Source organism: Micromonospora sp. NPDC048868 (assembly GCF_043198195.1).
GTDB lineage: Bacteria > Actinomycetota > Actinomycetes > Mycobacteriales > Micromonosporaceae > Micromonospora > Micromonospora reichwaldensis.
In genome coordinates this window covers 147,208-170,876 of the sequence record NZ_JBICUN010000007.1, presented here as the reverse complement: position 1 = coordinate 170,876, position 23,669 = coordinate 147,208, and the positions used below count along the sequence as shown (strand labels likewise).

Genomic DNA, 23,669 nt, shown 5'->3' with positions numbered 1-23,669 from the left:
CGGTGCGCAGCCCTACCATGAGCCCGTGCCGACGAACTTCATCTCCGGCCCGGTCCGGGTCCGGGTCCCCGCCACCAGCGCCAACCTGGGGCCGGGGTTCGACGCCCTGGGGCTCGCCCTGGCGCTGCACGACGACGTGGCCGCCGAGGTGACGGCGGGGGGCGTCACGGTGACCGTGGCCGGGCAGGGCGCCGGGGAGTTGCCGGCCGACGACAGGCACCTGGTCGTCCGCGCCATGCGGGCGGCCTTCGACGGGCTCGGCGGGCAGCCGCCCGGGCTGGCGGTGGAGTGCGTCAACCGCATCCCGCAGGCCCGTGGGCTGGGTTCCTCGTCCGCGGCGATCGTCGCCGGCGTGCTGCTGGCCCGTGCGCTGGTCACCGACGGCGAGACCCGGCTCGACGACGCCGCCGCGCTGCGCCTCGCCGCCGAGATCGAGGGCCATCCGGACAACGTGGCGCCGTGCCTGCTCGGCGGCTTCACGCTGGCCTGGACGGAGCCCCCCGGCGCCCGGGCGGTATCGCTGCCGGTCGCCGACGGCGTACGACCGACGGTCTTCGTGCCGGCGGAGCGCGGCCTGACGGCCACCGCGCGGGCCGCGCTGCCGGCCACCGTGCCCCACGGCGACGCGGCGCTGAACGCGGGTCGCGCCGCGCTGCTGGTGCACGCGCTGACCGCCGACCCGGGTCTGCTGCTGCCGGCCACGGTCGACCGGCTGCACCAGGACTACCGCGCCGACGGCATGCCGGGCAGCGCCGCCCTGGTGAAAGCGCTGCGTGCGGCCGGTGTGGCCGCCGTGATCAGTGGTGCGGGCCCGACCGTCCTGGCCCTGACCAGCCCGCCCGAGGGCTTCGACCCGGGAACAGGCTGGGAGGTCTGGCGGTTGGATCCAGACGGGCGCGGAGCACAGGTTGCCCGGGGTAGACTGGGACACGCAGAGCGGGACCCTGTTGCCGCAGGTCGGAAGAGTTGATTACGCTCTAGACTTAGCACAGCCGCGAAGCATGCGATCTCCCTGCGGGTCGGCGCACCCCCGAAGCTTTCGGCGGTCAGCCCGTCACCCCTGCCTAGGCCCACGCCGCACCGCAGTCTTCACAGGTCGCCGCAGACGGCGAGACCTGCTCACCGACCTTCGGTGAGTCGGGAAACCGACCGGCTGCTGTGTCACAGACTCCCGCGACGCGTCCATGCGAGGCGGGTGCACCGAGGCCGCCCGGCCACCTTGTTTTCGACTCCGGGCAGTCCCGGCCTATCGAGGGAAGGAATCCATTGAGCGACACCACCGACGTGACGTCGGATGTTTCCAACGTCGCTGGCGATGCCACCACCGCCGCCGCCCCCGCCCGTCGTCGGCGCAGCGGCACCGGCCTGTCGGCGATGCTGCTGCCGGAGCTGCAGAGCCTGGCCGCGTCGCTCGGCATCTCGGGCACGGCCCGCATGCGCAAGGGCGAGCTGATCAGCGCGATCTCCGAGCGGCAGGGCGGCGCCACCGCCGGGACCCCTCGACCGCGGGCCGAGGCCGCTGCCGCTCCCGCCCGTGAAGAGGCCCAGGCCGAGGTCCGCGAGAGCACCGAGCGGCCGGCGGCCGGGCGGCGTACCGCAGAGCAGGCTCCGGCGGAGCCGGCGGCGGCCGAGGCCGAGCCCCGTGGCCGGACCCGGCGCAGCCGGGCCGCCACCTCCGAAGCGCGGGCCGCGGAGGCCCGTCCGGCGGAGGCTCGTGAGGCGGAGGCCGCCCGTCCGGCGGAGGTTCGTCCGGCGGAGACGCGCGCGGACGAGGCCGAGGCCGGCGAGCGTGCCGACCGTGGCCGTGAGCGCGGCGAGCGTGCCGAGCGCGGCGACCGTGCCGAGCGCGGCGACCGTGCCGAGCGCGGCGACCGTGCGGAGCGGGGTGACCGTGCCGAGCGGGGTGACCGTGCGGAGCGCGGCGAGCGTGCGGAGCGCGGCGAGCGGGGCGAGCGCAACGAGCGCGGTGACCGTGCGGACCGCGGTGACCGCGCGGAGCGGGGTGACCGTGCCGAGCGCGGTGACCGTGCCGAGCGGAGCGAGCGCAACGAGCGGAGTGACCGCGGCGAGCGTGCGGAGCGCGGTGACCGCAACGAGCGGGGCGAGCGTGCCGAGCGGGGCGACCGTGACCGCAACGACCGCGGCGACCGGGGCCAGCGCGTCGAGCGTGACAACGACGGCGACGACGACGAGAGCGGTGGCCGGCGTGGCCGGCGCAGCCGGTTCCGGGACCGCCGCCGTGGCCGCGGTGAGCGCGCCGAGGGCGGCGACGGTGGCCGCGACGGCGGACGCGACGGCGGACGCGAGCCGCAGGTCGGTGAGGACGACGTGCTCGTCCCGGTGGCCGGCATCATCGACGTGCTCGACAACTACGCATTCGTACGGACCACCGGCTACCTGGCCGGCCCGAACGACGTCTACGTCTCCATGTCGCAGATCAAGAAGTACGGCCTGCGGCGCGGCGACGCCATCACCGGTGCGGTGCGCGCCTCGCGCGACGGCGAGCAGCGGCGGGACAAGTACAACCCGCTGGTGCGGCTGGACACCATCAACGGGATGGAGCCGGACGAGGCGAAGCGCCGGCCGGAGTTCTACAAGCTCACCCCGCTTTACCCGCAGGAGCGCCTGCGGCTGGAGACCGAGCCGCACATCCTCACCACCCGGGTCATCGACCTGGTCATGCCGCTCGGCAAGGGCCAGCGCGCGCTGATCGTGTCGCCGCCGAAGGCGGGTAAGACGATGGTGCTCCAGGCCATCGCGAACGCGATCACGCACAACAACCCGGAGTGCCACCTGATGGTGGTGCTGGTGGACGAGCGGCCCGAAGAGGTCACCGACATGCAGCGGTCGGTGAAGGGCGAGGTCATCGCGGCGACGTTCGACCGTCCGCCGCAGGACCACACCACCGTGGCCGAGCTGGCGATCGAGCGGGCGAAGCGCCTGGTCGAGCTGGGCCACGACGTGGTCGTGCTGCTCGACTCGGTGACCCGCCTCGGCCGCTCGTACAACCTGGCGGCGCCGGCCAGCGGCCGGATCATGTCGGGTGGTATCGACTCCACCGCGCTCTACCCGCCGAAGCGCTTCCTGGGTGCGGCCCGCAACATCGAGAACGGCGGCTCACTGACCATCCTCGCCACCGCGCTGGTGGAGACCGGGTCCATGGCGGACACGGTCATCTTCGAGGAGTTCAAGGGCACCGGCAACGCGGAGCTGAAGCTGGACCGGAAGATCGCCGACAAGCGCATCTTCCCGGCCATCGACATCCACCCGTCCGGCACGCGCAAGGAGGAGATCCTGCTCGCGCCGGAGGAACTGGCCATCATCCACAAGCTCCGGAAGGTCCTGCACTCGCTGGACTCGCAGGCGGCGCTGGACCTGCTGCTCGACAAGCTCAAGCAGACCCGTACCAACATCGAGTTCCTGATGCAGATCGCCAAGTCGACGCCGGGGGAGTGACCCTCCCCGGGTGAGGCAGCGAGAAGGGCACGGCCACGAGGCCGTGCCCTTCTCGCGTCCCTGCCCGTCGGTTTCGTGGGTGAGCTTCGGTGCCGCATGCCGCATGCCGCATGCCGCATGCCGGTGCGATGCCGGGTGCCGGGCGTCGGGTTCCGCGTGCCGGGCGTCGGGCGTCGGGTGCTGCGTACCGCAGACGGGCAGCCGGACGGTCCACCTTGCCAGCTCGCTTCCGTGACGATCGGTAACCTTCGCCTCGAAGAGCCTCGTTGTGACTCTATGTGACTGAATTTGGGCGCGTGAAGAGCTTGCCGCTCCGGCCGTCGCTGCGGATGGCCTGTGACCAGGCAATTCGTCGTGGGTTGCGATCCGGCTGCACCATCCTCCAGTTCCCCTTTGCTCTGCATCCACATAGGCACCGCTTACATGGCGTGTCCGGTGCGGATATGGATGCAGAGCAAAGGGGACGGAGCGGGGGGTGGAGCGGCGCGGAGTCGCCCACTCTCCGTGACCGAATGTTGGTGGCCGCACGCCGCAGGGCCGCACGCCGCAGGGCCGCACGCCGCAGGGCCGCACGCCGCAGGGCCGCACGCCGCAGGGCGGCCCCCTGAGCGCACGCCGCAGGGCGACCCCCGAGCGCACGCGCGGTGTGGGTGGCCGTGGGGCCCCGAGCGCATGTCGCGGTGTGGCCGTGAGTGCGGCGGTGAGGTCCGTGAGTGCGCCGTGAGGCCCGTGAGTGCGGCGGCGGGGCGCGCGGTCGCAGCACGTGCTGCCGGGTGGTGCGGTGCGGGGAGGTGCGGTGCGGCGCCCGCGCTCCGGAGGCCCGCGCTCCCGGGGCCCGCGCTCGGGGAGGTGCGGTGCGGGGCCCGCGCTCCCGGGGGTCCGCGTTTCGAAGGGCGGTGCCGGCAATGGCGGGGACGACCGCCGGAAGGGTGGAGTTTTCCTTCGCTTTGGCCGGCAGGTATTGAAACTTCTATTCACCGTCCGGTTGACTGTCGCCCATGCGTACCCGCAGACGATCCGCCCGGCTCGCAGGCGTCCTGCTGCTGACGCCGCTGCTCACCCTGGCCGGCACTGTGCCGGCGAACGCCGGTGCGCCAGCTCCGGCCACCGACCCGTCCCTCACCGCCGCCGAGGACGCGCCGCGCGCCTCCTCGTACTCCGCGGGCTCCGTGACGCTCGCCGGCGACCCTGCCGCGAGCATGTCGGCCACCGCGGCCCCGACCGGCGTGGAGCCGGCCGGCGGGCTGGAGACGGCGAAGACCACCCGCCCGGTCGCCCCGGGCCTCAACCTGACCTCCTTCGACCGGTACGACGCCGACGGCTGGCTGCGCGCGGACGCGCTGACCGCCGACCTCACCGGCGGCCTCACCGTGGACTACGTCAACTCCGGCGCGGTCAGCCGGGCCGAGCCGCTGCGCGGCGCCGTCGACGCGGCCCGTGCGGTCGCGGCCGTCAACGGCGACTTCTTCGACATCAACAACTCCGGTGCCGCCCAGGGCGTCGGCGTCCGCGACGGCCAGCTGGTCCAGTCTGCGGTCAGCGGGCACCGCAACGCCGTCGCGATCACCACCGAGGGGCTCGGCCGGGTCATCGAGGTGAACTTCGACGGCACCGCGACCCTGCCCACCGGTCCGGTGACGCTGACCCAGTTCAACAACATGATCCAGGCGAACGGGATCGGCGTGTTCACCGCGCTCTGGGGGTCGTACACCCGGCAGCGTGCGGTCGAGGGCGCCGCCCGCGTCACCGAGGTCACGGTGGTCGACGGCCGCGTCGCCACCGTCGCCGGCACGGCCGGAAGCGGGGCGGTCCCGGCCGGCACCACCGTGCTGCTCGGCCGCGACGCCGGCGCGGACGCCCTCGCCGGGCTGCGTCCCGGCGACGCGGTGACCGTCGCCTACCGGCCGAAGCCGGCCGACGGCAGCAACCTGCACGCGGCCGTCGGCGGCGGCAACGTGCTGGTCCGCGACGGGGTGGTGCAGAGCATCGCCGACGCGTCGCTGGCTCCGCGCACGTCCGTCGGCTTCTCCGCCGACGGCCGGCGCATGATCATGCTGACGGTGGACGGCCGGCAGGTCGACAGCCGGGGCGTCACCCAGACCGAGATGGGCCGCATGATGGCCGAGCTCGGCGCGCACCACGCGCTCAACCTCGACGGCGGCGGCTCCTCGACGCTGCTCGCCCGGGAGCCGGGCGCGGCGGCTGTGCAGGTGGAGAACAGCCCGTCCGACGGCAGCGAGCGGGCCGTGCCCAACGGCCTGGCCATCTACGCGCCCAAGGGCAGCGGCCGGCTCACCGGGTACTGGCTGGAGACCGCCAGCGACCCGACCACCGCCCCCGGCGTCGCGCCGGTGCGCGGCGGCCGGCCCGACCGCGTCTTCCCCGGCCTGACCCGCCAGCTCACCGCCGCCGGCCACGACGAGACGTACGGCCCGGCGGCCGGCGCGCCGACGTGGCGGGCCAACCCGGCGGCGCACGGCGTCGTCGACGGCAAGGGCCGCTTCCGGGCCCTCCTGCCCGGAAGCACCACGGTCACCGCCTCGCGGGGCGCGGCCCGTGGCACCCTCGACCTGACCGTGCTCGGGCCGCTGGCCCGGATCGACTCCACGGTGGACAGGGTCGGCCTGACCGGTGCCGAGGGCAGCGCGCTGTTCGGCGTCGTCGGCTACGACGCCGAGGGCAACACCGCCCCCATCGAGCCGGCCGACCTGAAGCTCGACTACGACAAGGACCTGCTGAAGATCGCCCCGACCGCCGACGGCAACCTCGCCGTCACCGCCCTGCGGGACACCGGCTCGGCGCTGGTCACCGTCCACGTCGGCCGGAGCAGCACCGTCCTGCCGGTCACCGTCGGGCTGACCGACGTGCCGGTGGCCGGCTTCGACGACGCGGCATCCTGGAAGTTCAGCCAGGCGCGGGCCAGCGGCGCGGTCGCGCCCGCGCCGGGCCGCACCGGCACGGGCCTGAAGATGACGTACGACTTCAGCCAGTCCACCGGCACCCGGGCCGCGTACGCGGACCCGCCCGCCTGGATCGCGGTGCCCGGCCAGCCGCAGGCGTTCGGCATGTGGATCCACGGCAACGGCACGGGGGAGTGGCCCAGCCTGCACCTGCACGACGCGCAGGACACCCAGCACGTGCTGCGCGGCCCGCTGATCACCTGGACGGGCTGGAAGTACGTCGAGTTCGCCGTACCCGCCGGGGTGCAGTACCCGGTGCGGATCCGCCGGTTCTACGTGGCGGAGACCAACGCCGCCGCGCAGTACCGCAGCGAGGTCATCATCGACGACCTGGTGGCGAAGGTGCCGCCGACGGTCGACGTGCCGGCCGAGAAGCCGCGTACCGACCGGGTGGTGCTGCGCGACGGCACCGTGGACGGGGCGCCCTGGCGCTTCGCCGTCCTGTCCGACGCGCAGTTCGTCGCGGCGAACCCGGACAGCGACCTGGTCGCCCAGGCCCGCCGTACGCTCCGCGAGGTCAAGGCCGCGAAGCCGGACTTCCTGGTGATCAACGGCGACTTCGTGGACACCGCCTACCCGGCGGACTTCGCGCTGGCCAAGCGGCTACTGGACGAGGAACTCGGCGGCGAGGTGCCGTACTACTACGTGCCCGGCAACCACGAGATCATGGGTGCCCCGATCGCCAACTTCCGGGCCGCCTTCGGCGACACCGAGCGCACCTTCGACCACAAGGGCACCCGGTTCGTCACGCTGAACTCGTCGACGGGTTCGCTGCGCGGCGGCGGCTTCGACCAGGTGCGGATGCTGCGCGAGGCGCTCGACTCGGCGACCGGTGACCCGGCCGTCAACTCGGTGGTCGTGCTGCACCACCACCCGCCGCGCGACCCGAGCCCGGCCAAGGCCAGCCAGCTCGGCGACCGGAAGGAGGCGGCCCTGCTGGAGCAGTGGCTGGCCGACTTCCAGCACCGCACCGGCAAGGGTGCCGCGTTCGTCGGCGGGCACGTCGGCACCTTCCACGCCGACCGGGTCGACGGGGTGCCGTACCTGATCAACGGCAACTCGGGGAAGAACCCCTCCACCCCGGCCGACCAGGGCGGCTTCACCGGGTGGACCGAGTTCGGGGTGGACCCGGTGAGCCCGGCCGAGGCCGACCGGGCCCGGCGCAACCCCCTCGTCGAGGGCCCGCGCTGGGTCGCCGCCGAGTTCCACGCGCACGTCGACGCGCTCGCCCTGGCCGCCCCGGCCAGCGTCGCGGTCGGCACCCCGGCGACGGTCACCGCCACGGTGACCCAGCCCGGCGGGCGTACGGTGCCGGTGGCGGCGCCGGTGAGCGCGGACTGGTCCGCCTCGCCGAACGTGCACGTCGGCTCGATCCTCGGGCTGAAGCCCTGGCATGTGGCCCGCTTCGACCCGGCCACCGGCAAGCTCACCGCCCTGCGCCCCGGCGCGCAGGTCAAGCTCGCCGTCGCGGTCAACGGGGCGCGGGCGGAGGCGACGATCACCCTGACGGCCGCCGCCGCGGCTCCCGCCGCCTGAGGTGTAAGGAAGTCGCCCTCGGCGGGTCGTGCCCCGGACGGGGTACGACCCGCCGACGGCGGCCGTGCCGGGACGAATGCCCGGCCAGGCGTCGGGAATGCGGGGGGTGGGGCGTGCGTTGTCGATGCCGGACCAGCCGTGCGGCCCGACTGCCGGGTCGGCGTACGCCCATGGCACACTGGTCAATCGGCCACCGGTTCCGGTTCACGCCCGAGCCCGTCGCGCGCCGCGACGGACACCGACGGCGACCCGGCGACCATCCACGAGAGGACCGAGGCGAGATGAAGTCCAACATCCACCCGGAGTACGTGACCACCGAGGTCAGCTGCTCCTGCGGTAACACGTTCACCACCCGCAGCACCGCCAAGGGCGGCTCGATCCACGTCGAGACCTGCAGCGCCTGCCACCCGTTCTACACCGGCAAGCAGCGCGTCCTGGACACCGCGGGCCGGGTGGCGAAGTTCCAGCAGAAGTACGCCAAGGTTCAGGCCAAGAAGGCCAAGTAGCTCCTCGTTCGGCGCCCGCGTCCGGTTTCGTGCCGGACGCGGGCGCCGTCCGTATTCCCCCTGGTCCTGCCCCCGTCCCCGTCGAAGGAGCCTCCCCCGCATGAGCAGCGAGCGCCTGGCCGCCCTCCTCGACGAGTACGCCGAGCTGGAGAAGCGGCTGGCGGACCCGGCCATCCACGCCGACCAGGGCACCGCCCGCCGGATCGGCCGCCGGTACGCCGAGCTGGTCCCGCTGCACAAGGCGGCCGGGGAGCTGGAGCAGGCCCGCGCCGACCTCGCCGCCGCCCGGGAGCTGGTCGCCGAGGACGCGTCCTTCGCCGCCGAGGCCGAGTCGATCGCGGAGAGCCTGCCGGCGCTGGAGCAGCGGCTGGCGGAGCTGCTGATCCCGCGCGACCCGCACGACGCCAAGGACGTGATCGTCGAGATCAAGGCGGGCGAGGGCGGCGAGGAGTCCGCGCTGTTCGCCGGCGACCTGCTGCGGATGTACACCCGCTACGCCGAGCGGCGCGGCTGGCTCACCGAGGTGCTCGACGCCCAGGACTCGGACCTGGGCGGGGTGAAGGACGTCTCGCTGGCGATCAAGACCAAGGGCGTGCCCGAGGGCGGCAACGGCGTCTGGTCCCGGCTGAAGTGGGAGGGCGGCGTGCACCGGGTGCAGCGCGTACCCGTCACGGAGTCGCAGGGCCGCATCCACACGAGCGCCGCCGGGGTGCTGGTGCTGCCGGAGGCCGAGGACGTCGACGTCACCATCGACCCGAACGAGCTGCGCATCGACGTGTTCCGCTCGTCGGGGCCCGGCGGCCAGTCGGTGAACACCACCGACTCGGCGGTACGGATCACGCACGTGCCGACCGGCATCGTGGTCTCCTGCCAGAACGAGAAGTCCCAGTTGCAGAACCGGGAGCAGGCGATGCGGATTCTGCGCGCCCGCCTGCTGGCGGCGGCCCAGGAGCAGGCCGACGCGGCCGCCTCGGACGCCCGCAAGGCGCAGGTGCGCACCGTGGACCGTTCCGAGCGGATCCGCACCTACAACTTCCCGCAGAACCGGATCACCGACCACCGGATCGGCTACACCGCGTACAACCTGGACCTGGCGCTCGCCGGTGACCTGGACGGGGTCCTCGACGCCCTCGCCGAGGCCGACCGCGCCGCCCGCCTGGCCGGCGACACCGAGCTGACCCGCCGCTGACCCCGGGGCCCGACGGGGCGGCCGGGGTCAGGAGGCGCGGGGGCGGGTCTTCGCCGCCAGCATCGCGCGGTCGGCGGCCTCGAACGCGGTGCCGAGGGCGTCGCGCAGGCCGGGACCGGTGGCGCCCACCTCGGCGAAGCCGACGCTGACCCCGACCGGCGTGCCGGGGACCAGCGACTCCCAGTCCTCGGTGCGCACCGCGGCGTCGATGCGGCGGCCCACCTCGGCCGCCTCGGTCATCCCGGCGCCGGGCAGCACCACCACGAACTCGTCCCCGCCGTAGCGGGCCACGAAGTCGCCACGGCGCATCACCCGGTTGATCACCCCGGCGATGCGCTGGAGCACCAGGTCGCCGGAGTGGTGCCCGTGCCGGGTGTTGACGGCCTTGAAGCCGTCCAGGTCGCAGACGCCGATCACCACCCGGTCGCCGTGGGCGACCAGGGTGGCGATGTAGCGCTCCAGCCGCCGCCGGTTGGGCAGCCCGGTCAGCGGGTCGGTCAACGCCTCGCCCTCGAAGCGGGCCGCCTCGCGGCGCATCTCCTCGTGGTCGATGCGGGCGGCGATGCCGTCGATGTAGACGTCGCGGAGCCGGTCGTTGCGCTGGGCGGCCAGCCGGAACGCCAGCCGGTCGGCCCGGTGCGCGCCCGCGTGGTCGCCGGCGCGGGCCAGGGCGATGCTGCGCAGCCGGGCCGGTTCGGCCGCGCCCAGCGTCTCCGTGGAGACCTGGACGGTGTCCAGCCGGGTGACTGCCTCGATCGGCCGTCCCTCGGCGACGGCCAGGCAGACCTGACCGAGCTGGCGCATGTCGCGGGCGCGGGCGCTGTCGCCGCCGTGGCCGAGCAGCCGGGCCGGGCCGGCCTTCGGGTCGGCGTCCCACCGGTCGCCGAGGGCCGCCCGCCGGGCGGCGGCGTAGCCGTACGCGGCCAGGCTGCTGGGGCGCAGCTTCCCGGCCCGCCCGCTGCCCAGGAACCGGTCCAGGTCGGCGGCGACGTCGCGCAGCACCCGCAGGCAGCCGTCGCTGTCGCCGTTGTGGTCCAGGGCGACGGCGTTGCGCAGTCGGATCCCGGGGGCGGCGAAGGTCTCCTCCGGGATCTCGGCGGCGCTGCCGAGCTGCCGCGCCCGTTCGATGGCGCCGAGGGCGTAGCCGTGGAAGCTGAGGTACGAGTAGGCCATCGCCAGGTCGTGCCAGCCCCACGCGGTGTCCCGGTCGGGGTCCGCCACGGCGCCCAACGCCCGGGCGGCCTTCACCAGGTGGGTGACGCAGCGGTCCAGTGCGCCCTGGTGGTGCGCGGCGAGGGCGGCCAGCGCGTTGAGGTGCCCGAGCAGGTAGGGCTCGGCGAGGTCGCGGACGGCGGTGGAGGCCTCCTCGACGGCCCGGGTGTACTCCGCCGTCCGCCCGAGGTTGATCACTGCGGAGAGGCGCTGCACCAGGGCGTCGGCCCGCGCGTACGGGTCGGTGGTGGTGGCGACGACCCGGTCGAGGATCGCGTACGCCTCGGCGGAGCGGCTGGACTCCTGGAGGGCCCGCGCCCGCGTCAGGGCGTCAACCTGGTCGGTGACCCGGTCGAGCCAACCCACCGCGACCTCCTGTCGGTGTGCGTCCGGACGCATCCGCTCGTGATGTCCAGCGCGACGCCCCATGATTATCTCGTGACCACCGTGCCGCAACACCCGTCCGAAGGGACGAGACGGCAGCGCCCTTCCGTGGCGTTGGCCCGGGCGTCCCGGGCCCTCGCCGACGCCGGTATCGCCTCGCCCCGCGCCGAGGCGGAGCAGTTGGCCGCGTACGTGCTGGCGGTGCCCCGGGGGCGGCTGGCGCTGGCCGACGACCTCACGGCCGACCAGCTCGACCGGTTCGACGAGCTGGTCGCGCGGCGGGCCGGGCGGGAACCCTTGCAGCATCTCACCGGCAGTGCCGGCTTCCGGCACCTGGAACTGGCCGTCGGGCCGGGCGTCTTCGTGCCCCGGCCCGAGACGGAGCTGCTCGCCGGCTGGGGCATCGCGCAGGGCCGGCGCCTGGGCGCCGCGCTGGTGGTGGACCTGTGCAGCGGCTCGGGGGCGATCGCCCTCTCGGTGGCCCAGGAGCTGCCGGCGGCCCGGGTGGTGGCGGTGGAACGGTCGGCGGCGGCGCTGCCCTGGCTGCGGCGCAACGCGGCGGCCCGCGCCGAGGCGGGGGACCGGCCGATCGAGGTGGTGGCGGCGGACGTCACCGCCGCCGACCTGCTCGCCGACCTGGTGGGCCGGGTCGACGTGCTGCTCTGCAACCCGCCGTACGTGCCGTCGGGGGTGGCCGTGCCCCCGGAGGTGGGCCGGCACGATCCGGCGAACGCGGTCTTCGGCGGTGGGGACGGCCTGGCGGTGATCCGCCCGGTGATCGCGCGGGCGGCGGCGCTGCTGCGCCCGGGTGGCGTGTTCGGCGTGGAGCACGACGACACGCACGGCACGGCGGTGCCCGACCTGCTCGCCGCGGACGGCCGGTTCGAGGCGGTCGCCGGCCACCTGGACCTGGCCGGACGGCCCCGCTTCGCGACCGCGTCCCGCCGGGCGGACGGCCAGCACGCCGCCGTCGCCGCGACGTGGCAGACTGACTCCTCGTGATGCTCTACGACTGCCGGTCGCCCGCCGACCGGGACCGCGGCATCGCCGCTGCCATCGAGGCGGTCAAGAACGGCGAGCTGGTCGTCCTGCCGACCGACACGGTCTACGGGATCGGCGCGGACGCGTTCACCCCGTACGCGGTCAAGGCCCTGCTGGACGCCAAGGGCGGCCGTCAGGTGCCGCCGCCCGTGCTGATCGGCTCCCGGCACACCCTCGACGGCCTGGTCTACTCGCTGCCCCAGGCGGCCCGGGACCTCGTCGAGGCGTTCTGGCCCGGGGCGCTGACCATCATCGTGGCCCACTCGCCCAGCCTGCGCTGGGACCTCGGCGACTCCTCCGGCACGGTGGCGGTGCGGATGCCGCTGCACCCGGTGGCGCTGGAGGTGCTGCGCGAGACCGGCCCGATGGCGGTCGCCTCGGCCAACAAGACCGGCCAGCCGGCCGCCCTCACCGCCGAGGAGGCCCGCGACCAGCTCTCCTACTCGGTGCGGGCCTACCTGGAGGCCGGGCCCTGCCCGGATCCGGTGCCGAGCACGATCGTGGACCTCACCGGCGAGGTGCCGCAGCTTCTCCGCCAGGGCGCCGTCGGGCTGGAGAAGCTCCGCGACGTGGTGCCCGACATCCTCGTCGGCCAGGGGGTCTGAGTGCCTCCGTTCACCGTGCTGCACGTGTGCATGGGCAACATCTGCCGCTCCCCGATGGCCGAGCGGCTGCTGGCCCTCGCCGTCCGGGAACGGCTGGCCCGCCGCGAGGTCGACCCGGAGCGCGCCGACGAGCTGCTGCACAGCCACAGCGCCGGCACCGGTGGCTGGCACGCCGGCGAGGAGATGAACCCGCCGGCGTCGCGCCAGGTGACCTCCCGGGGCGGCAGCGTCGCCGGCTTCGCCGCGCGCAAGCTGCGGTCGGACCACATCGACGCCGCCGACCTCGTCCTGACCGCCACTGCCGACCAGCAGGAGTACGTGGTGGCGCTGCGCCCCGACGCCGAGTCGCGCACGTTCGTGCTGGGCGAGTTCGGTCGGCTGCTCGCCGGCGTGGACGCCGCCGCCCTGCCGGCGGCCGGGGCGACCCCCGACGCGGTGTACGCGCGCGGTGTGGCCCTGGTGGAGGCCGCCCACGCCGCCCGGCTGGGCACCACCTCGCTGCCCACCGACGATCTCGACGATCCGTGGGGGCGCGGCGACCAGTGCTTCAGCCGGGTCGCCGACGAGATCGAGGAGAGCGTCCACCCCCTCGCCGCGGTGCTGCTGCCGTAACCCGCCCGAGGTACCCGCCCGCGTGAGTTTCCTGCGGGTTTGGGGGAAAGGGGCGGTACAGAGGGGCTTTCGGGTCATTCTGAGTGGGTCCTGACCGGCTCCTGCGGGGAGAGCTGATGACCCGGGCACGCCTCGACAAAGTGTTCACCGTGCTGCTCGCCGGCTCGCTGGCCGGGCTGGCGCTCGCGGTGGCGGCCCTCCCGGCCGCGCTGGTCTTCGGGATCGGGTTCTCGGCGCTCGCCGCGCCGTACTCGGAGTTGCCGAACACGCTGCGCACGCCGCCCACGCCCCAGCGCTCGAACCTCTACGCCAACGACGGCAAGACGCTGATCACCTCCTTCTACCAGGAGGACCGGGTCGACGTGCCGCTGGCCGAGGTGGCGCCGGTGATGCGGCAGGCGGTCATCGCCGCCGAGGACACCCGGTTCCACGAGCACAGCGGGGTCGACCTGCGCGGCGTGGCGCGGGCCTTCACCGTCAACCGGGGGGCTGGGGAGACCCGGCAGGGCGCGTCCACGCTGACCATGCAGTACGTCCGCAACGTGCTCAGCAACGACCCCCGGCTGAGCGAGCGGCAGCGCGCCGCCGCCACCGAGCTCAGCACCGCCCGCAAGATCCAGGAGATGCGGTACGCGCTGGCCCTGGAGCGGGAGCTGAGCAAGGACGAGATCCTCGCCCGCTACCTCAACATCGCCTACTTCGGCGCGGGCGCGTACGGGGTGGGCGCCGCGAGCCGCCGATACTTCTCGAAGCCGCCGGCGGACCTCACCCTGGCCGAGGCGGCGCTGCTGGCCGGCCTGGTCCGCTCCCCGCACACCGACGACCCGATCAACGGCGACGCGGACGCGGCGCTCGCCCGCCGGGCGTACGTGCTGGACCGGCTGGTGGAGTCCGGGCAGGTCCCCGCCGAGGCGGCGGACCGGGCCAGGGCGGAGCAGTTGAAGCTGCGCCCCAGCCAGACGCCGAACGACTGCACGGCGGTGCCGGCGGAGCACAACGACTGGGGCTTCTTCTGCGACTGGTTCACCCGCTGGTGGAACGCCCAGCCGGCGTTCGGCGCGACGGTCGACGAGCGGCAGCTCACGCTGCGCCGGGGCGGGTTCTCCATCGTCTCCTCGCTCGACCCGGCGGTGCAGCGCGCCACCACCGAGCAGGTGCGCCGGATCTACTCGGTGGACGACCGCCGGGCGGCGCCGACGGCGGTGGTCCAGCCCGGCACGGGCCGGGTCCTCGCGATGGCGGTGAACCGCAACTACGGCGTGGCCGACAACCCGGCCGGGCAGAAGAACCACCCGAACACGGTCAACCAGTTGGTCGCCGGGGGCGGGGCGATCGAGGGTTACCAGGCCGGCTCCACGTTCAAGGTCTTCACGATGCTGGCCGCGCTGGAGTCCGGGCTGCCGCTGAGCACGGAGTTCGACGCGCCGGAGCGGATCGTGACCGACTACTCGGCGAGCGGGGCGGCGAGCTGCGACGGGTACTGGTGCCCGCGCAACGCCAGCGACCTGATGGACGGCCGGCACACCATGTGGACCGCCTTCGGCGAGTCGGTCAACACGTACTTCGCCTGGCTGACCGAGCGGGTCGGCGCGGACCGGGTGGTGGAGATGGCCGAGCGGCTCGGCATCGTCTTCCGTGCCGAGGACGACGCGCGGCTGGCCCGCCACGGCGCGCGCGAGTGGGGGCCGTTCACCCTCGGGGTCTCCGCCACCACCCCGCTCGACCTGGCCGGCGCGTACGCCGCCGTGGCGGCCGAGGGCTCGTGGTGCGCGCCGCTGCCGGTCGTCTCGATCGCCGACGCCGCCGGCCGCCCGGTGGCCGCGGCGCGGACGCACTGCCGGCAGGCGGTGGACCCGGACGTGGCCCGGGCGGCGGCCGACGCGGCCCGCTGCGTGGTCGGCGACCAGTCGATGTACCGGGAGTGCGACGGCGGCACCGCGGAGGGGCTGCGTCGGCAGCTCGGCCGGCCGGTGGCGGGCAAGACGGGCAGCTCGGACGGGTACGCGACGGAGACCGTGGTCGCCTTCACCCCGCAGCTCGCGGTCGCCTCGATCGCCGCGAACCCCGACGACCCGCGCGACGCGGTGGGCCAGCGGGTGCAGGGGCAGCTGGTCGAGGCCGTGGGGGAGGTGCTCGCCTTCGCGCTGCGCGACGAGCCCGTCCGCGACTTCGTGCCGCCCAGCGAGGAGACCGCCTTCCGGCTCACCGGCGCCCGCGCCGGCAACTGAGCCCGGCGGGCCGCAGGGGCGCGGGCGGCTCAGCGGCGCGGGGGCGCGGCCACGGGCCGGCGGGCCGCCTGCTCGGCCTGGCGGGCGATGTTGCGGGCCATCCCGCCGAAGACCACCGCGTGGAAGGGCGCCACCGCGCCCCAGTACGCGTGCCCGGGCAGCCCGCGCGGCAGGAACACCGCCCGCTGCTGGTAGCGGCTGCCCTCGCCGTCCACCCGGACCACCCGCATCTCCAGCCAGGCCCGGCCCGGCAGCCGCATCTCGGCGCGCAGCCGCAGCAGCTCGCCGGGCACGATCTCCTCCACCCGCCAGAAGTCCAGCGCCTCGCCGACCTGGAGGCGGTGCGGGTCGCGCCGGCCCCGGCGCAGCCCCACGCCGCCGATCAGCCGGTCCAGCCAGCCGCGGACCGACCAGGCCAGCGGGAACGAGTACCAGCCGTGCTCCCCGCCGACGCCCTCGACGACCCGCCACAGCTCCTCCGGCGGTGCGTGCACCGCCCGCTCGCGGAGGTCGGTGTAGGCGGTCCCGCCGGACCACTCCGGGTCGCTGGGCAGCGGCTCGGCCGGCGCGTCGGGGCCGCTCGCGGTCGACCAGCGGGTCTCCACCTCGCCGTCGCGGACCTTCGCCAGGGCCGCCGCGACCGCCTGGTCGAAGCCGGTCAGCCCCTCCGGCGGGTCGGGCACGTACGCGGCGATGTCGTGCTCGTGGGCGACGGCCTCGTGGACCAGGCTCTCCACCAGCGGTCGGGCGATCGCGTTCGGCACCGGCGTGACGAGCCCGACCCAGTGCGAGGAGAGCGACGGCGTCAGCGGTCGCACCGGCACGATGGTCCGCCGGCGCAGCCCGGCCACCCGCGCGTACCGCTGCATCATGTCCTGGAAGGTGAGGATGTCCGGCCCGCCGATGTCGAAGGCGCGGTTGACCTCCGGCGGCAGGTGCGCGCAGCCGGCCAGGTAGCGCAGCACGTCCCGGACGGCGATCGGCTGGATCCGGTTGCGGACCCAGCGGGGGGTGACCATGGCCGGCAGCCGCTCGGTCAGGTAGCGCAGCATCTCGAACGAGGCCGACCCGGACCCGATGATCACCGCGGCCCGCAGCACCGCCGTCGGCACCCCGCTGTCGAGCAGGATCCGCCCCACCTCGGCCCGGGAGCGCAGGTGCGCCGACGGGACCTCCCGGTCCGCCGCCGGCTCCGGCCCGCCCAGGTAGACGATGCGGCGTACGCCCGCGGCGCGCGCGGCCTCGGCGAACCGGGTGGCGGCCTCCCGGTCGGCGGCCTCGAAGCCGGCCTGGCCGAGCGAGTGCACCAGGTAGTAGGCGACGTCCACGCCCGCGAACGCTGCGGGCAGCGTTTCCGGCCTGCGCAGGTCGCCCTCGACGATCTCCGTCTGCGCCGCCCACGGCACGTCCCGCAGCCGTCCCGCCTTGCGGGCGAGGCAGCGCACCGTGTGCCCCTCGGCCAGCAGCCGGGGCGTCAGCCGCCCGCCGATGTAACCCGTTGCTCCCGTGACCAGGCATCTCACGGTCTCCAGTGTGCGGCCCAATAGACTCTGGCGTCGTGGCTACTGAGACGAGCACCTTCTGGGGGCCGGACTTCGACCAGCTCCGCGCGACCGACCCGGAGATCGCCGGGGTGGTGCTCGGCGAGCTGGACCGGCTCCGGGGCGGCCTGCAACTGATCGCCAGTGAGAACCTCACCTCGCCGGCGGTGCTGGCCGCGCTCGGCTCGACCCTGACCAACAAGTACGCCGAGGGCTACCCGGGCCGGCGCTACTACGGCGGCTGCGCCGAGGTCGACCGGGCCGAGGAGATCGGCATCGCGCGGGCGAAGGAGCTCTTCGGCGCCGAGCACGCCAACCTCCAGCCGCACTCGGGGGCGAGCGCCAACCTGGCCGCGTACGCGGCGCTGGTCCAGCCGGGGGACACGGTGCTCGCCATGGACCTGCCGCACGGCGGCCACCTCACCCACGGCAGCCGGGTCAACTTCTCCGGCAAGTGGTTCCACACGGTCGGCTACACGGTCCGGCGCGACACCGAGCTGATCGACTACGACGAGGTACGCGACCTGGCCCTCGCGCACCGGCCCAAGATGATCATCTGTGGCGCGACGGCGTACCCGCGGTTGATCGACTTCGCGCGGTTCCGCGAGATCGCCGACGAGGTCGGGGCGTACCTGATGGTCGACGCCGCGCACTTCATCGGGCTGGTCGCCGGGAAGGCCGTCCCGTCGCCGGTGCCGCACGCCGACGTCGTCTGCCTCACCACGCACAAGGTGCTGCGGGGGCCGCGCGGCGGCATGATCCTGTGCCGGGAGTCGCTGGCCCAGCGCATCGACAAGGCGGTCTTCCCGTTCACCCAGGGCGGCCCGCTGATGCACGCCGTCGCCGCCAAGGCGGTCGCGCTGCGCGAGGCCGCCCAGCCCGAGTTCCGGGCCTACGCCGAGCGCGTGGTGGCGAACGCGCGGGTGCTCGCCGCGGGGCTGGCCGACGAGGGGATGCGCCCGGTCTCCGGGGGCACCGACACCCACCTCGCCCTTGTCGACCTGCGCGAGGTCGGGGTCACCGGCGCGGACGCCGAGGCGCGCTGCGACGCCGCCGGCATCACCCTGAACAAGAACGCGATCCCGTACGACCCGCAGAAGCCGATGGTCGCCTCGGGCATCCGGGTGGGCACCCCGAGCGTCACCACCCAGGGCATGCGCGAGCCGGAGATGCGCCAGGTCGCCTCGCTGATCGCCCGCGCCGTGCGCACCGATCCGGCCGCCCCCGGGGGCGCCGACACCCTCGCCGGGCTCGCCGGCGAGGTCGCCGAGCTGGTCGCCGCCTTCCCGGCGTACCCCCGATGAGCGAGCCGCGCGCGGGCGAGCCGGGCGCCATCCGGTCCCGGCTGCCGCACCTGCGCCTGCCGCTGCTGGCCTGCGCGGTGCTCGCGCTGGTCGGGGTCCCGGCCGCGGCGGTGCTGCGGGGCGGCACCGGCGCGGCCGGGGTGGCCGCCGGGATCGCGCTGGTCGTCGTCAGCTACCTGGTCTCCGGCCTCTCGGTGGCCTGGGCCGATGCCGTCAACCCTCGGATGATCATGTCGGTGGGGCTGGTCACCTACGCCACGAAGATCGTGGTGCTCGGGGTGGCGATGGCCGCCGTGGCGGCCACCGGCTGGCCCGGTCTGCCGGACATGGGGGTGGCCATCATCGCGGCCGTGGTGGTCTGGACGGGCGCCCACCTGGGCTGGGCCATGCGTACGCCGCTGCCCACGTTCGAGCGACGCGGTGAGTGAGCGTTCTGTCGGATCTGCGTCCGGCATTTCGGGCTGCCGCGGCGGGCCGCACGGGAGTAACCTGACCAACGACTTTCGCGCCCGCGCCATGGCCCGCACGCTGTTCGCAGTGTGGGGGGTGCCGCACACTCCCGCGCGTCCCTGCTGATATTGTTCGCCACGTCATGGCCGAAGACCCACACCCCCGCAGGTCCGACGACCCTTCGTCGGAAGGCGCGGCAGGTGCCGTTCTGGGCTACCTACTCGCCGGCATCGTGGTGTGGGGCTTCCTCGGGTGGTTGGCGGAGCGTTTTCTCGATCTGCGAACCGGCGTCGGGGTCGCCCTCGGCATGATCTTCGGCGCGGCCGGAGCGATTTACCTGATCATGAAGAGGCTCAGTGCTTGAGTGCCGGCACGCGCGGGTCTGTCGAGTGCGGAGGATGACACGGTGAGTGGACAGCTCGTCGCCGCAGAGGGGCTTCCCTGGCCCCCCAGCGTCGGAGATTTCTACCCGCCGGACGTGGCTGGCCCCTGGGTCACCAAGTTCGGGATCATGGTCTGGCTCGCGGTCGCGTTGCTGATCATCTTCTTCATGGTCGCCTACCGGAAGCCCAAGCTGGTCCCCGGTAAGGCCCAGTGGTACGCGGAGTCGGTCTACGGCCTGGTCCGGGACAACATCGCCCGCGAGCAGATGGGCAACGCGGGCATCCGCTTCGCGCCCTACTTCACGGTGCTGTTCAGCTTCATCGTGCTGACCAACCTCTTCGCCATCGTGCCCGGGTTGCAGATCTCGCCGAACTCGCACATCGCGTTCCCCATCGTGCTCGCCGCGATCTCCTACGTGATGTACCTCTACATCGGCGCCCGCAAGCACGGCCTCGGCAAGTACCTCAAGATGAGCCTGATCATCCCGAACGTGCCGTGGCCCATGCACATCCTGCTGATCCCGATCGAGTTCATGCAGACGTTCATCGTCCGGCCCGTCACGCTGGCCCTGCGGCTCTTCGCGAACCTGTTCGCCGGCCACCTGCTGCTGCTGGTCTTCACCATCGGCGGCTTCGTGATGCTCAACTCGAGCAGCCTGTTCATCCAGGTGACCTCGGTCTTCTCCTTCCTGATGGCGATCGTGATGGCCTTCTTCGAGGTGCTGGTCGCCGTCCTGCAGGCCTACGTCTTCGTCACGCTGAGCGCGAACTACATCGGAAGTTCGCTCGCCGACGAGCACTGATCGGGCTCGGCGGGCCACCCGGCCCGACCAAGCTTCTGGTACCGACCCGCGTACGCGTGAGACCTCACGCGTCGAACAGGAGGAATACCCGCAATGACTGTTCTTGCCGAGATCGGCGGTAGCGTCAACACCATCGGCTACGGCCTCGCCGCCATCGGCCCCGGTATCGGTGTCGCCCTGGTCTTCGCGGCCTACATCCAGTCGAGCGCGCGCCAGCCGGAGTCCGCCGGCTACAACCGCACCTGGCTGATCCTGGGCTTCGCCCTGGTCGAGGCGCTCGCGCTGTTCGGCCTGGTGCTCGCCTTCGCTGTCGGCGGCTGACGAAAGCTCTCTCCCGACCCGGAGGTCTGACATGTTCATCGCCGCAGAAGGTGTGGAGCACAACCCGATCCTGCCCATCTGGCAGGAGATGGTCGTCGGGACCATCGCCTTCGCCCTGCTCTGCTTCGTCCTGCTGAAGTTCGTCATGCCCCGCATGGAGGCGATGTACCAGGCGCGGGTCGACGCGATCGAGGGTGGCCTCAAGCGGGCCGAGGCCGCCCAGGCCGAGGCGAACCAGGTGCTCGAGCAGTACCGGGCCCAGCTCGCCGAGGTGCGTACCGAGGCGGCCCGGATCCGGGACGACGCCCGGGCCGACGCCGAGGGCATCCGCCAGGACATCCTCGCCAAGGCGCGGGAGGAGTCCGACCGGATCATCGCCGCGGGCAAGGAGCAGCTCGCCGCCGAGCGCGCCACCATCGTGCGCGAGCTGCGCACCGAGGTCGGCACGATCGCGGTCGACCTGGCCAGCAAGATCGTCGGGGAGTCCCTCGCCGACGAGGCGCGCCGCAAGGGCACCGTCGACCGGTTCCTGAGCAACCTCGAGAGCGCGGGGGCCCGCTGATGCAGGCCGCCAGCCGGGAGTCGTACAAGGTCGCGGCCGAGCGCCTCGACGCGTACGTCCGCGGTGCGGAGCCGTCGGCGGTGGCCACCACCGCCGACGCCATCCTCTCCGTCGCCAACCTGCTGCGGCGCGAGCCGCGGCTGCGCCGGGCGCTCTCCGACCCGGCCCGCACCGGTGCCGACCGTGCCGGGCTGCTCGGCGAGCTGCTGCGCGGCAAGGTCGACGCCGAGGCGCTGGACCTGATCGCCTCGCTGGTCTCCGGCCGCTGGTCGGCGCCCTCGGAGCTGCTCGACGCCGCCGAGCGGCTGGGTGTCGACGCTCTCCTGGCGGGTGCCGACTCCGCGGGCGAGCTGGGCGAGGTCGAGGACGAGCTGTTCCGCTTCGGGCAGGTCGTCGCCGGTTCGCCGGGGCTGTCCAGCGCGCTCTCCGACCCGACCGTCCCGGCCGAGCGGCGGGCCACGCTGGTCGACCAGCTGCTCGCCGGCAAGGCCCGGCCTGTCACCGGCTACCTCGTCGGGGTCGCGCTCGCCGGGTTCGGTGGACGCAACTTCGCCGGGGCGCTCACCCGGCTGGTCGAGCTGGCCGCCGACCGGCGGGACCGGCAGGTGGCGTACGTGACCGCCGCGGCCCCGTTGAGTGAAGAGGACGAGCGCCGGCTGGGCGCGAGTCTCTCCGCGATATACGGTCGGGAGGTCTCCGTCAAGCAGACGGTGGACCCCTCGGTTCTCGGTGGCGTGAGCGTACGGGTCGGTTCCGACCTGTACGACGGCACCGTCCTGCGCCGCCTCAACGAGAGCCGCAACGCGCTCGCGAAGCGCTGAGGCGGCACCCCCGCTCAGCGCCTGTGAATAGACGCCATTCGGACCGGTCGGTACTAGGTATCCCGGGCCCCTGATACTTAAGGAAGCAGAGGATGGCCGAGCTGACCATCTCGACGGAGGAGATCCGCGGCGCCCTGGAGCGCTACGTCTCCTCCTACTCGTCCGAACTCTCCCGCGAGGAGGTCGGCACCGTCGCCGACACCGGCGACGGCATCGCCCACGTCGAGGGCCTCCCCTCGACCATGACCAACGAGCTCCTGGAGTTCGAGGACGGCACGCTGGGTGTGGCGCTGAACCTCGACGTCCGGGAGATCGGTGTCGTCGTTCTCGGTGACTCCGCCAAGCTCGAAGAGGGCCAGCGCGTCAAGCGCACCGAGCGGGTGCTCTCCGTGCCGGTCGGCGACGCCTTCCTCGGCCGCGTGGTCAACGCGCTCGGCCAGCCGATCGACGGCCTCGGCGACATCGCCAACGAGGGCTTCCGCGAGCTGGAGCTCCAGGCCCCGAACGTGATGGCCCGGCAGTCCGTCGACGAGCCGCTGCAGACCGGCCTCAAGGCCGTCGACGCCATGACCCCGATCGGCCGTGGCCAGCGTCAGCTGATCATCGGCGACCGGAAGACCGGCAAGACCACCGTCGCGCTGGACACCATCCTCAACCAGCGGGACAACTGGCGCTCCGGCGACCCGAAGAAGCAGGTCCGCTGCATCTACGTCGCCATCGGCCAGAAGGCCTCCACGATCGCCTCGATCAAGGGCGTCCTGGAGGAGGCGGGCGCGATGGAATACACCACCATCGTCGCCTCCCCGGCCTCCGACCCGGCCGGCTTCAAGTACCTCGCCCCCTACACCGGCTCGTCCATCGGGCAGCACTGGATGTACGGCGGCAAGCACGTCCTCATCGTCTTCGACGACCTGAGCAAGCAGGCCGAGGCGTACCGCGCCGTGTCCCTGCTGCTGCGTCGCCCGCCGGGCCGCGAGGCGTACCCGGGTGACGTCTTCTACCTGCACTCCCGCCTGCTGGAGCGCTGCGCGAAGCTCTCCGACGAGCTGGGCGGCGGCTCGATGACCGGCCTGCCGATCATCGAGACGAAGGCCAACGACATCTCGGCCTTCATCCCGACCAACGTCATCTCCATCACCGACGGCCAGATCTTCCTCGAGACCGACCTGTTCAACCAGGGCGTCCGGCCGGCCATCAACGTCGGCACCTCGGTCTCCCGGGTCGGTGGCGCCGCGCAGGTGAAGCCGATGAAGAAGGTCGCCGGCTCGCTGCGGCTCAACCTGGCCCAGTTCCGCGAGCTGGAGGCGTTCGCCGCCTTCGCCTCCGACCTGGACAAGACCTCCCGCGCCCAGCTGGACCGCGGTTCCCGCCTGGTCGAGCTGCTCAAGCAGGCGAACTACTCGCCGTACCCGGTGCAGGAGCAGGTCGTCTCGGTCTGGGCCGGCACCGAGGGCAAGCTGGACGACGTCCCGGTCGGCGAGATCCGGCGCTTCGAGTCGGAGTTCCTCCAGTACCTCCGGCACAAGCACGAGGGTGTCCTGGCGAGCATCGCCGACCACCAGTGGAACGACGACATCATCAACTCCCTGGACTCCGCCATCACCGAGTTCAAGCAGGTCTTCCTCGGCAAGGAGGACGAGCGGCGGATCAACGACGCGCCGGCCGCGCCGCTGGAGGGCGAGCAGGACCGCGAGACGGTGAGCCGCTACCGCGACGGCACGGGTGACCGCCCGGCCGAGAACCGGTAAGGGCTGA

19 protein-coding genes are annotated in these 23,669 nt (G+C 73.5%); 17 read left to right on the top strand and 2 right to left on the bottom strand.

Annotation, left to right across the window (positions count from 1 at the left end; all coding sequences use genetic code 11):
- Positions 1-25: 25 nt before the first annotated feature.
- From thrB to prfA, 5 genes are all read left to right on the top strand, one after another.
- Positions 26-970, top strand: a complete 945-nt coding sequence (gene thrB / locus ACGFNF_RS13920) for a homoserine kinase (RefSeq protein ID WP_357577222.1) — start codon at positions 26-28, stop codon at positions 968-970.
- 296 nt (positions 971-1,266) lie between these two features.
- A complete protein-coding gene (gene rho, locus ACGFNF_RS13915) occupies positions 1,267-3,456 on the top strand; it encodes a transcription termination factor Rho (protein ID WP_357577221.1) in 2,190 nt (729 codons plus the stop codon).
- A gap of 998 nt (positions 3,457-4,454) precedes the next feature.
- Positions 4,455-7,952: a phosphodiester glycosidase family protein gene (locus ACGFNF_RS13910; protein WP_393167985.1), complete on the top strand. Its 3,498-nt coding sequence runs from the start codon at positions 4,455-4,457 to the stop codon at positions 7,950-7,952.
- Between the two features lie 281 nt (positions 7,953-8,233).
- Positions 8,234-8,458, top strand: coding sequence for a 50S ribosomal protein L31 (rpmE, locus tag ACGFNF_RS13905; RefSeq protein WP_088998650.1), 225 nt, complete (start codon positions 8,234-8,236; stop codon positions 8,456-8,458).
- Positions 8,459-8,558: 100 nt separating this feature from the next.
- A complete protein-coding gene (prfA, locus tag ACGFNF_RS13900) occupies positions 8,559-9,647 on the top strand; it encodes a peptide chain release factor 1 (protein ID WP_357577219.1) in 1,089 nt (362 codons plus the stop codon).
- Between the two features lie 27 nt (positions 9,648-9,674).
- Here prfA and ACGFNF_RS13895 read toward each other — a convergent pair whose 3' ends face one another.
- Entirely contained in the window at positions 9,675-11,225 is a 1,551-nt protein-coding gene (locus tag ACGFNF_RS13895; RefSeq protein ID WP_357577266.1) for a GGDEF domain-containing protein, read from the bottom strand.
- 81 nt (positions 11,226-11,306) lie between these two features.
- On the opposite strand from ACGFNF_RS13895, the gene prmC reads away from it, so the two are divergent.
- The 4 genes from prmC to ACGFNF_RS13875 all read left to right on the top strand — a co-directional run bounded on the left by prmC (position 11,307) and on the right by ACGFNF_RS13875 (position 15,729).
- Complete coding sequence (prmC, locus tag ACGFNF_RS13890; protein WP_393168174.1) at positions 11,307-12,245, top strand: peptide chain release factor N(5)-glutamine methyltransferase; 939 nt, start codon at positions 11,307-11,309, stop codon at positions 12,243-12,245.
- Positions 12,245-12,889, top strand: a complete 645-nt coding sequence (locus tag ACGFNF_RS13885; RefSeq protein ID WP_151452912.1) for an L-threonylcarbamoyladenylate synthase — start codon at positions 12,245-12,247, stop codon at positions 12,887-12,889. Before prmC ends, ACGFNF_RS13885 begins: the two co-directional genes overlap by 1 nt.
- On the top strand, positions 12,890-13,501 hold the full coding sequence (locus ACGFNF_RS13880) for a phosphotyrosine protein phosphatase (protein WP_393167982.1): 612 nt from the start codon (positions 12,890-12,892) through the stop codon (positions 13,499-13,501).
- A gap of 116 nt (positions 13,502-13,617) precedes the next feature.
- Positions 13,618-15,729: a transglycosylase domain-containing protein gene (locus ACGFNF_RS13875; RefSeq protein ID WP_357577216.1), complete on the top strand. Its 2,112-nt coding sequence runs from the start codon at positions 13,618-13,620 to the stop codon at positions 15,727-15,729.
- 29 nt (positions 15,730-15,758) lie between these two features.
- On the opposite strand, the gene ACGFNF_RS13870 is transcribed toward ACGFNF_RS13875, so the two are convergent.
- Complete coding sequence (locus ACGFNF_RS13870; protein ID WP_393167980.1) at positions 15,759-17,252, bottom strand: SDR family oxidoreductase; 1,494 nt, start codon at positions 17,250-17,252, stop codon at positions 15,759-15,761.
- A gap of 35 nt (positions 17,253-17,287) precedes the next feature.
- Between ACGFNF_RS13870 and glyA the strand changes: the two genes are divergently transcribed.
- The 8 genes from glyA to atpA all read left to right on the top strand — a co-directional run bounded on the left by glyA (position 17,288) and on the right by atpA (position 23,662).
- Complete coding sequence (gene glyA, locus ACGFNF_RS13865; protein ID WP_393167978.1) at positions 17,288-18,574, top strand: serine hydroxymethyltransferase; 1,287 nt, start codon at positions 17,288-17,290, stop codon at positions 18,572-18,574.
- A complete protein-coding gene (locus tag ACGFNF_RS13860; RefSeq protein WP_357577213.1) occupies positions 18,571-19,002 on the top strand; it encodes a hypothetical protein in 432 nt (143 codons plus the stop codon). Before glyA ends, ACGFNF_RS13860 begins: the two co-directional genes overlap by 4 nt.
- A gap of 164 nt (positions 19,003-19,166) precedes the next feature.
- Entirely contained in the window at positions 19,167-19,388 is a 222-nt protein-coding gene (locus tag ACGFNF_RS13855; RefSeq protein ID WP_132231195.1) for a hypothetical protein, read from the top strand.
- Positions 19,389-20,210 (top strand): F0F1 ATP synthase subunit A, encoded by an 822-nt coding sequence (gene atpB, locus ACGFNF_RS13850; RefSeq protein WP_357577212.1) that lies wholly within the window; start codon positions 19,389-19,391, stop codon positions 20,208-20,210.
- A 93-nt stretch (positions 20,211-20,303) separates the two neighbouring features.
- Complete coding sequence (atpE, locus tag ACGFNF_RS13845; RefSeq protein ID WP_088998660.1) at positions 20,304-20,531, top strand: ATP synthase F0 subunit C; 228 nt, start codon at positions 20,304-20,306, stop codon at positions 20,529-20,531.
- Positions 20,532-20,562: 31 nt separating this feature from the next.
- Positions 20,563-21,093 (top strand): F0F1 ATP synthase subunit B, encoded by a 531-nt coding sequence (locus ACGFNF_RS13840; RefSeq protein ID WP_088998661.1) that lies wholly within the window; start codon positions 20,563-20,565, stop codon positions 21,091-21,093.
- A complete protein-coding gene (locus ACGFNF_RS13835; RefSeq protein ID WP_357577211.1) occupies positions 21,093-21,914 on the top strand; it encodes a F0F1 ATP synthase subunit delta in 822 nt (273 codons plus the stop codon). Before ACGFNF_RS13840 ends, ACGFNF_RS13835 begins: the two co-directional genes overlap by 1 nt.
- A 92-nt stretch (positions 21,915-22,006) precedes the next feature.
- Entirely contained in the window at positions 22,007-23,662 is a 1,656-nt protein-coding gene (gene atpA, locus ACGFNF_RS13830) for a F0F1 ATP synthase subunit alpha (RefSeq protein WP_393167975.1), read from the top strand.
- The last annotated feature ends 7 nt before the right edge of the window (positions 23,663-23,669 follow it).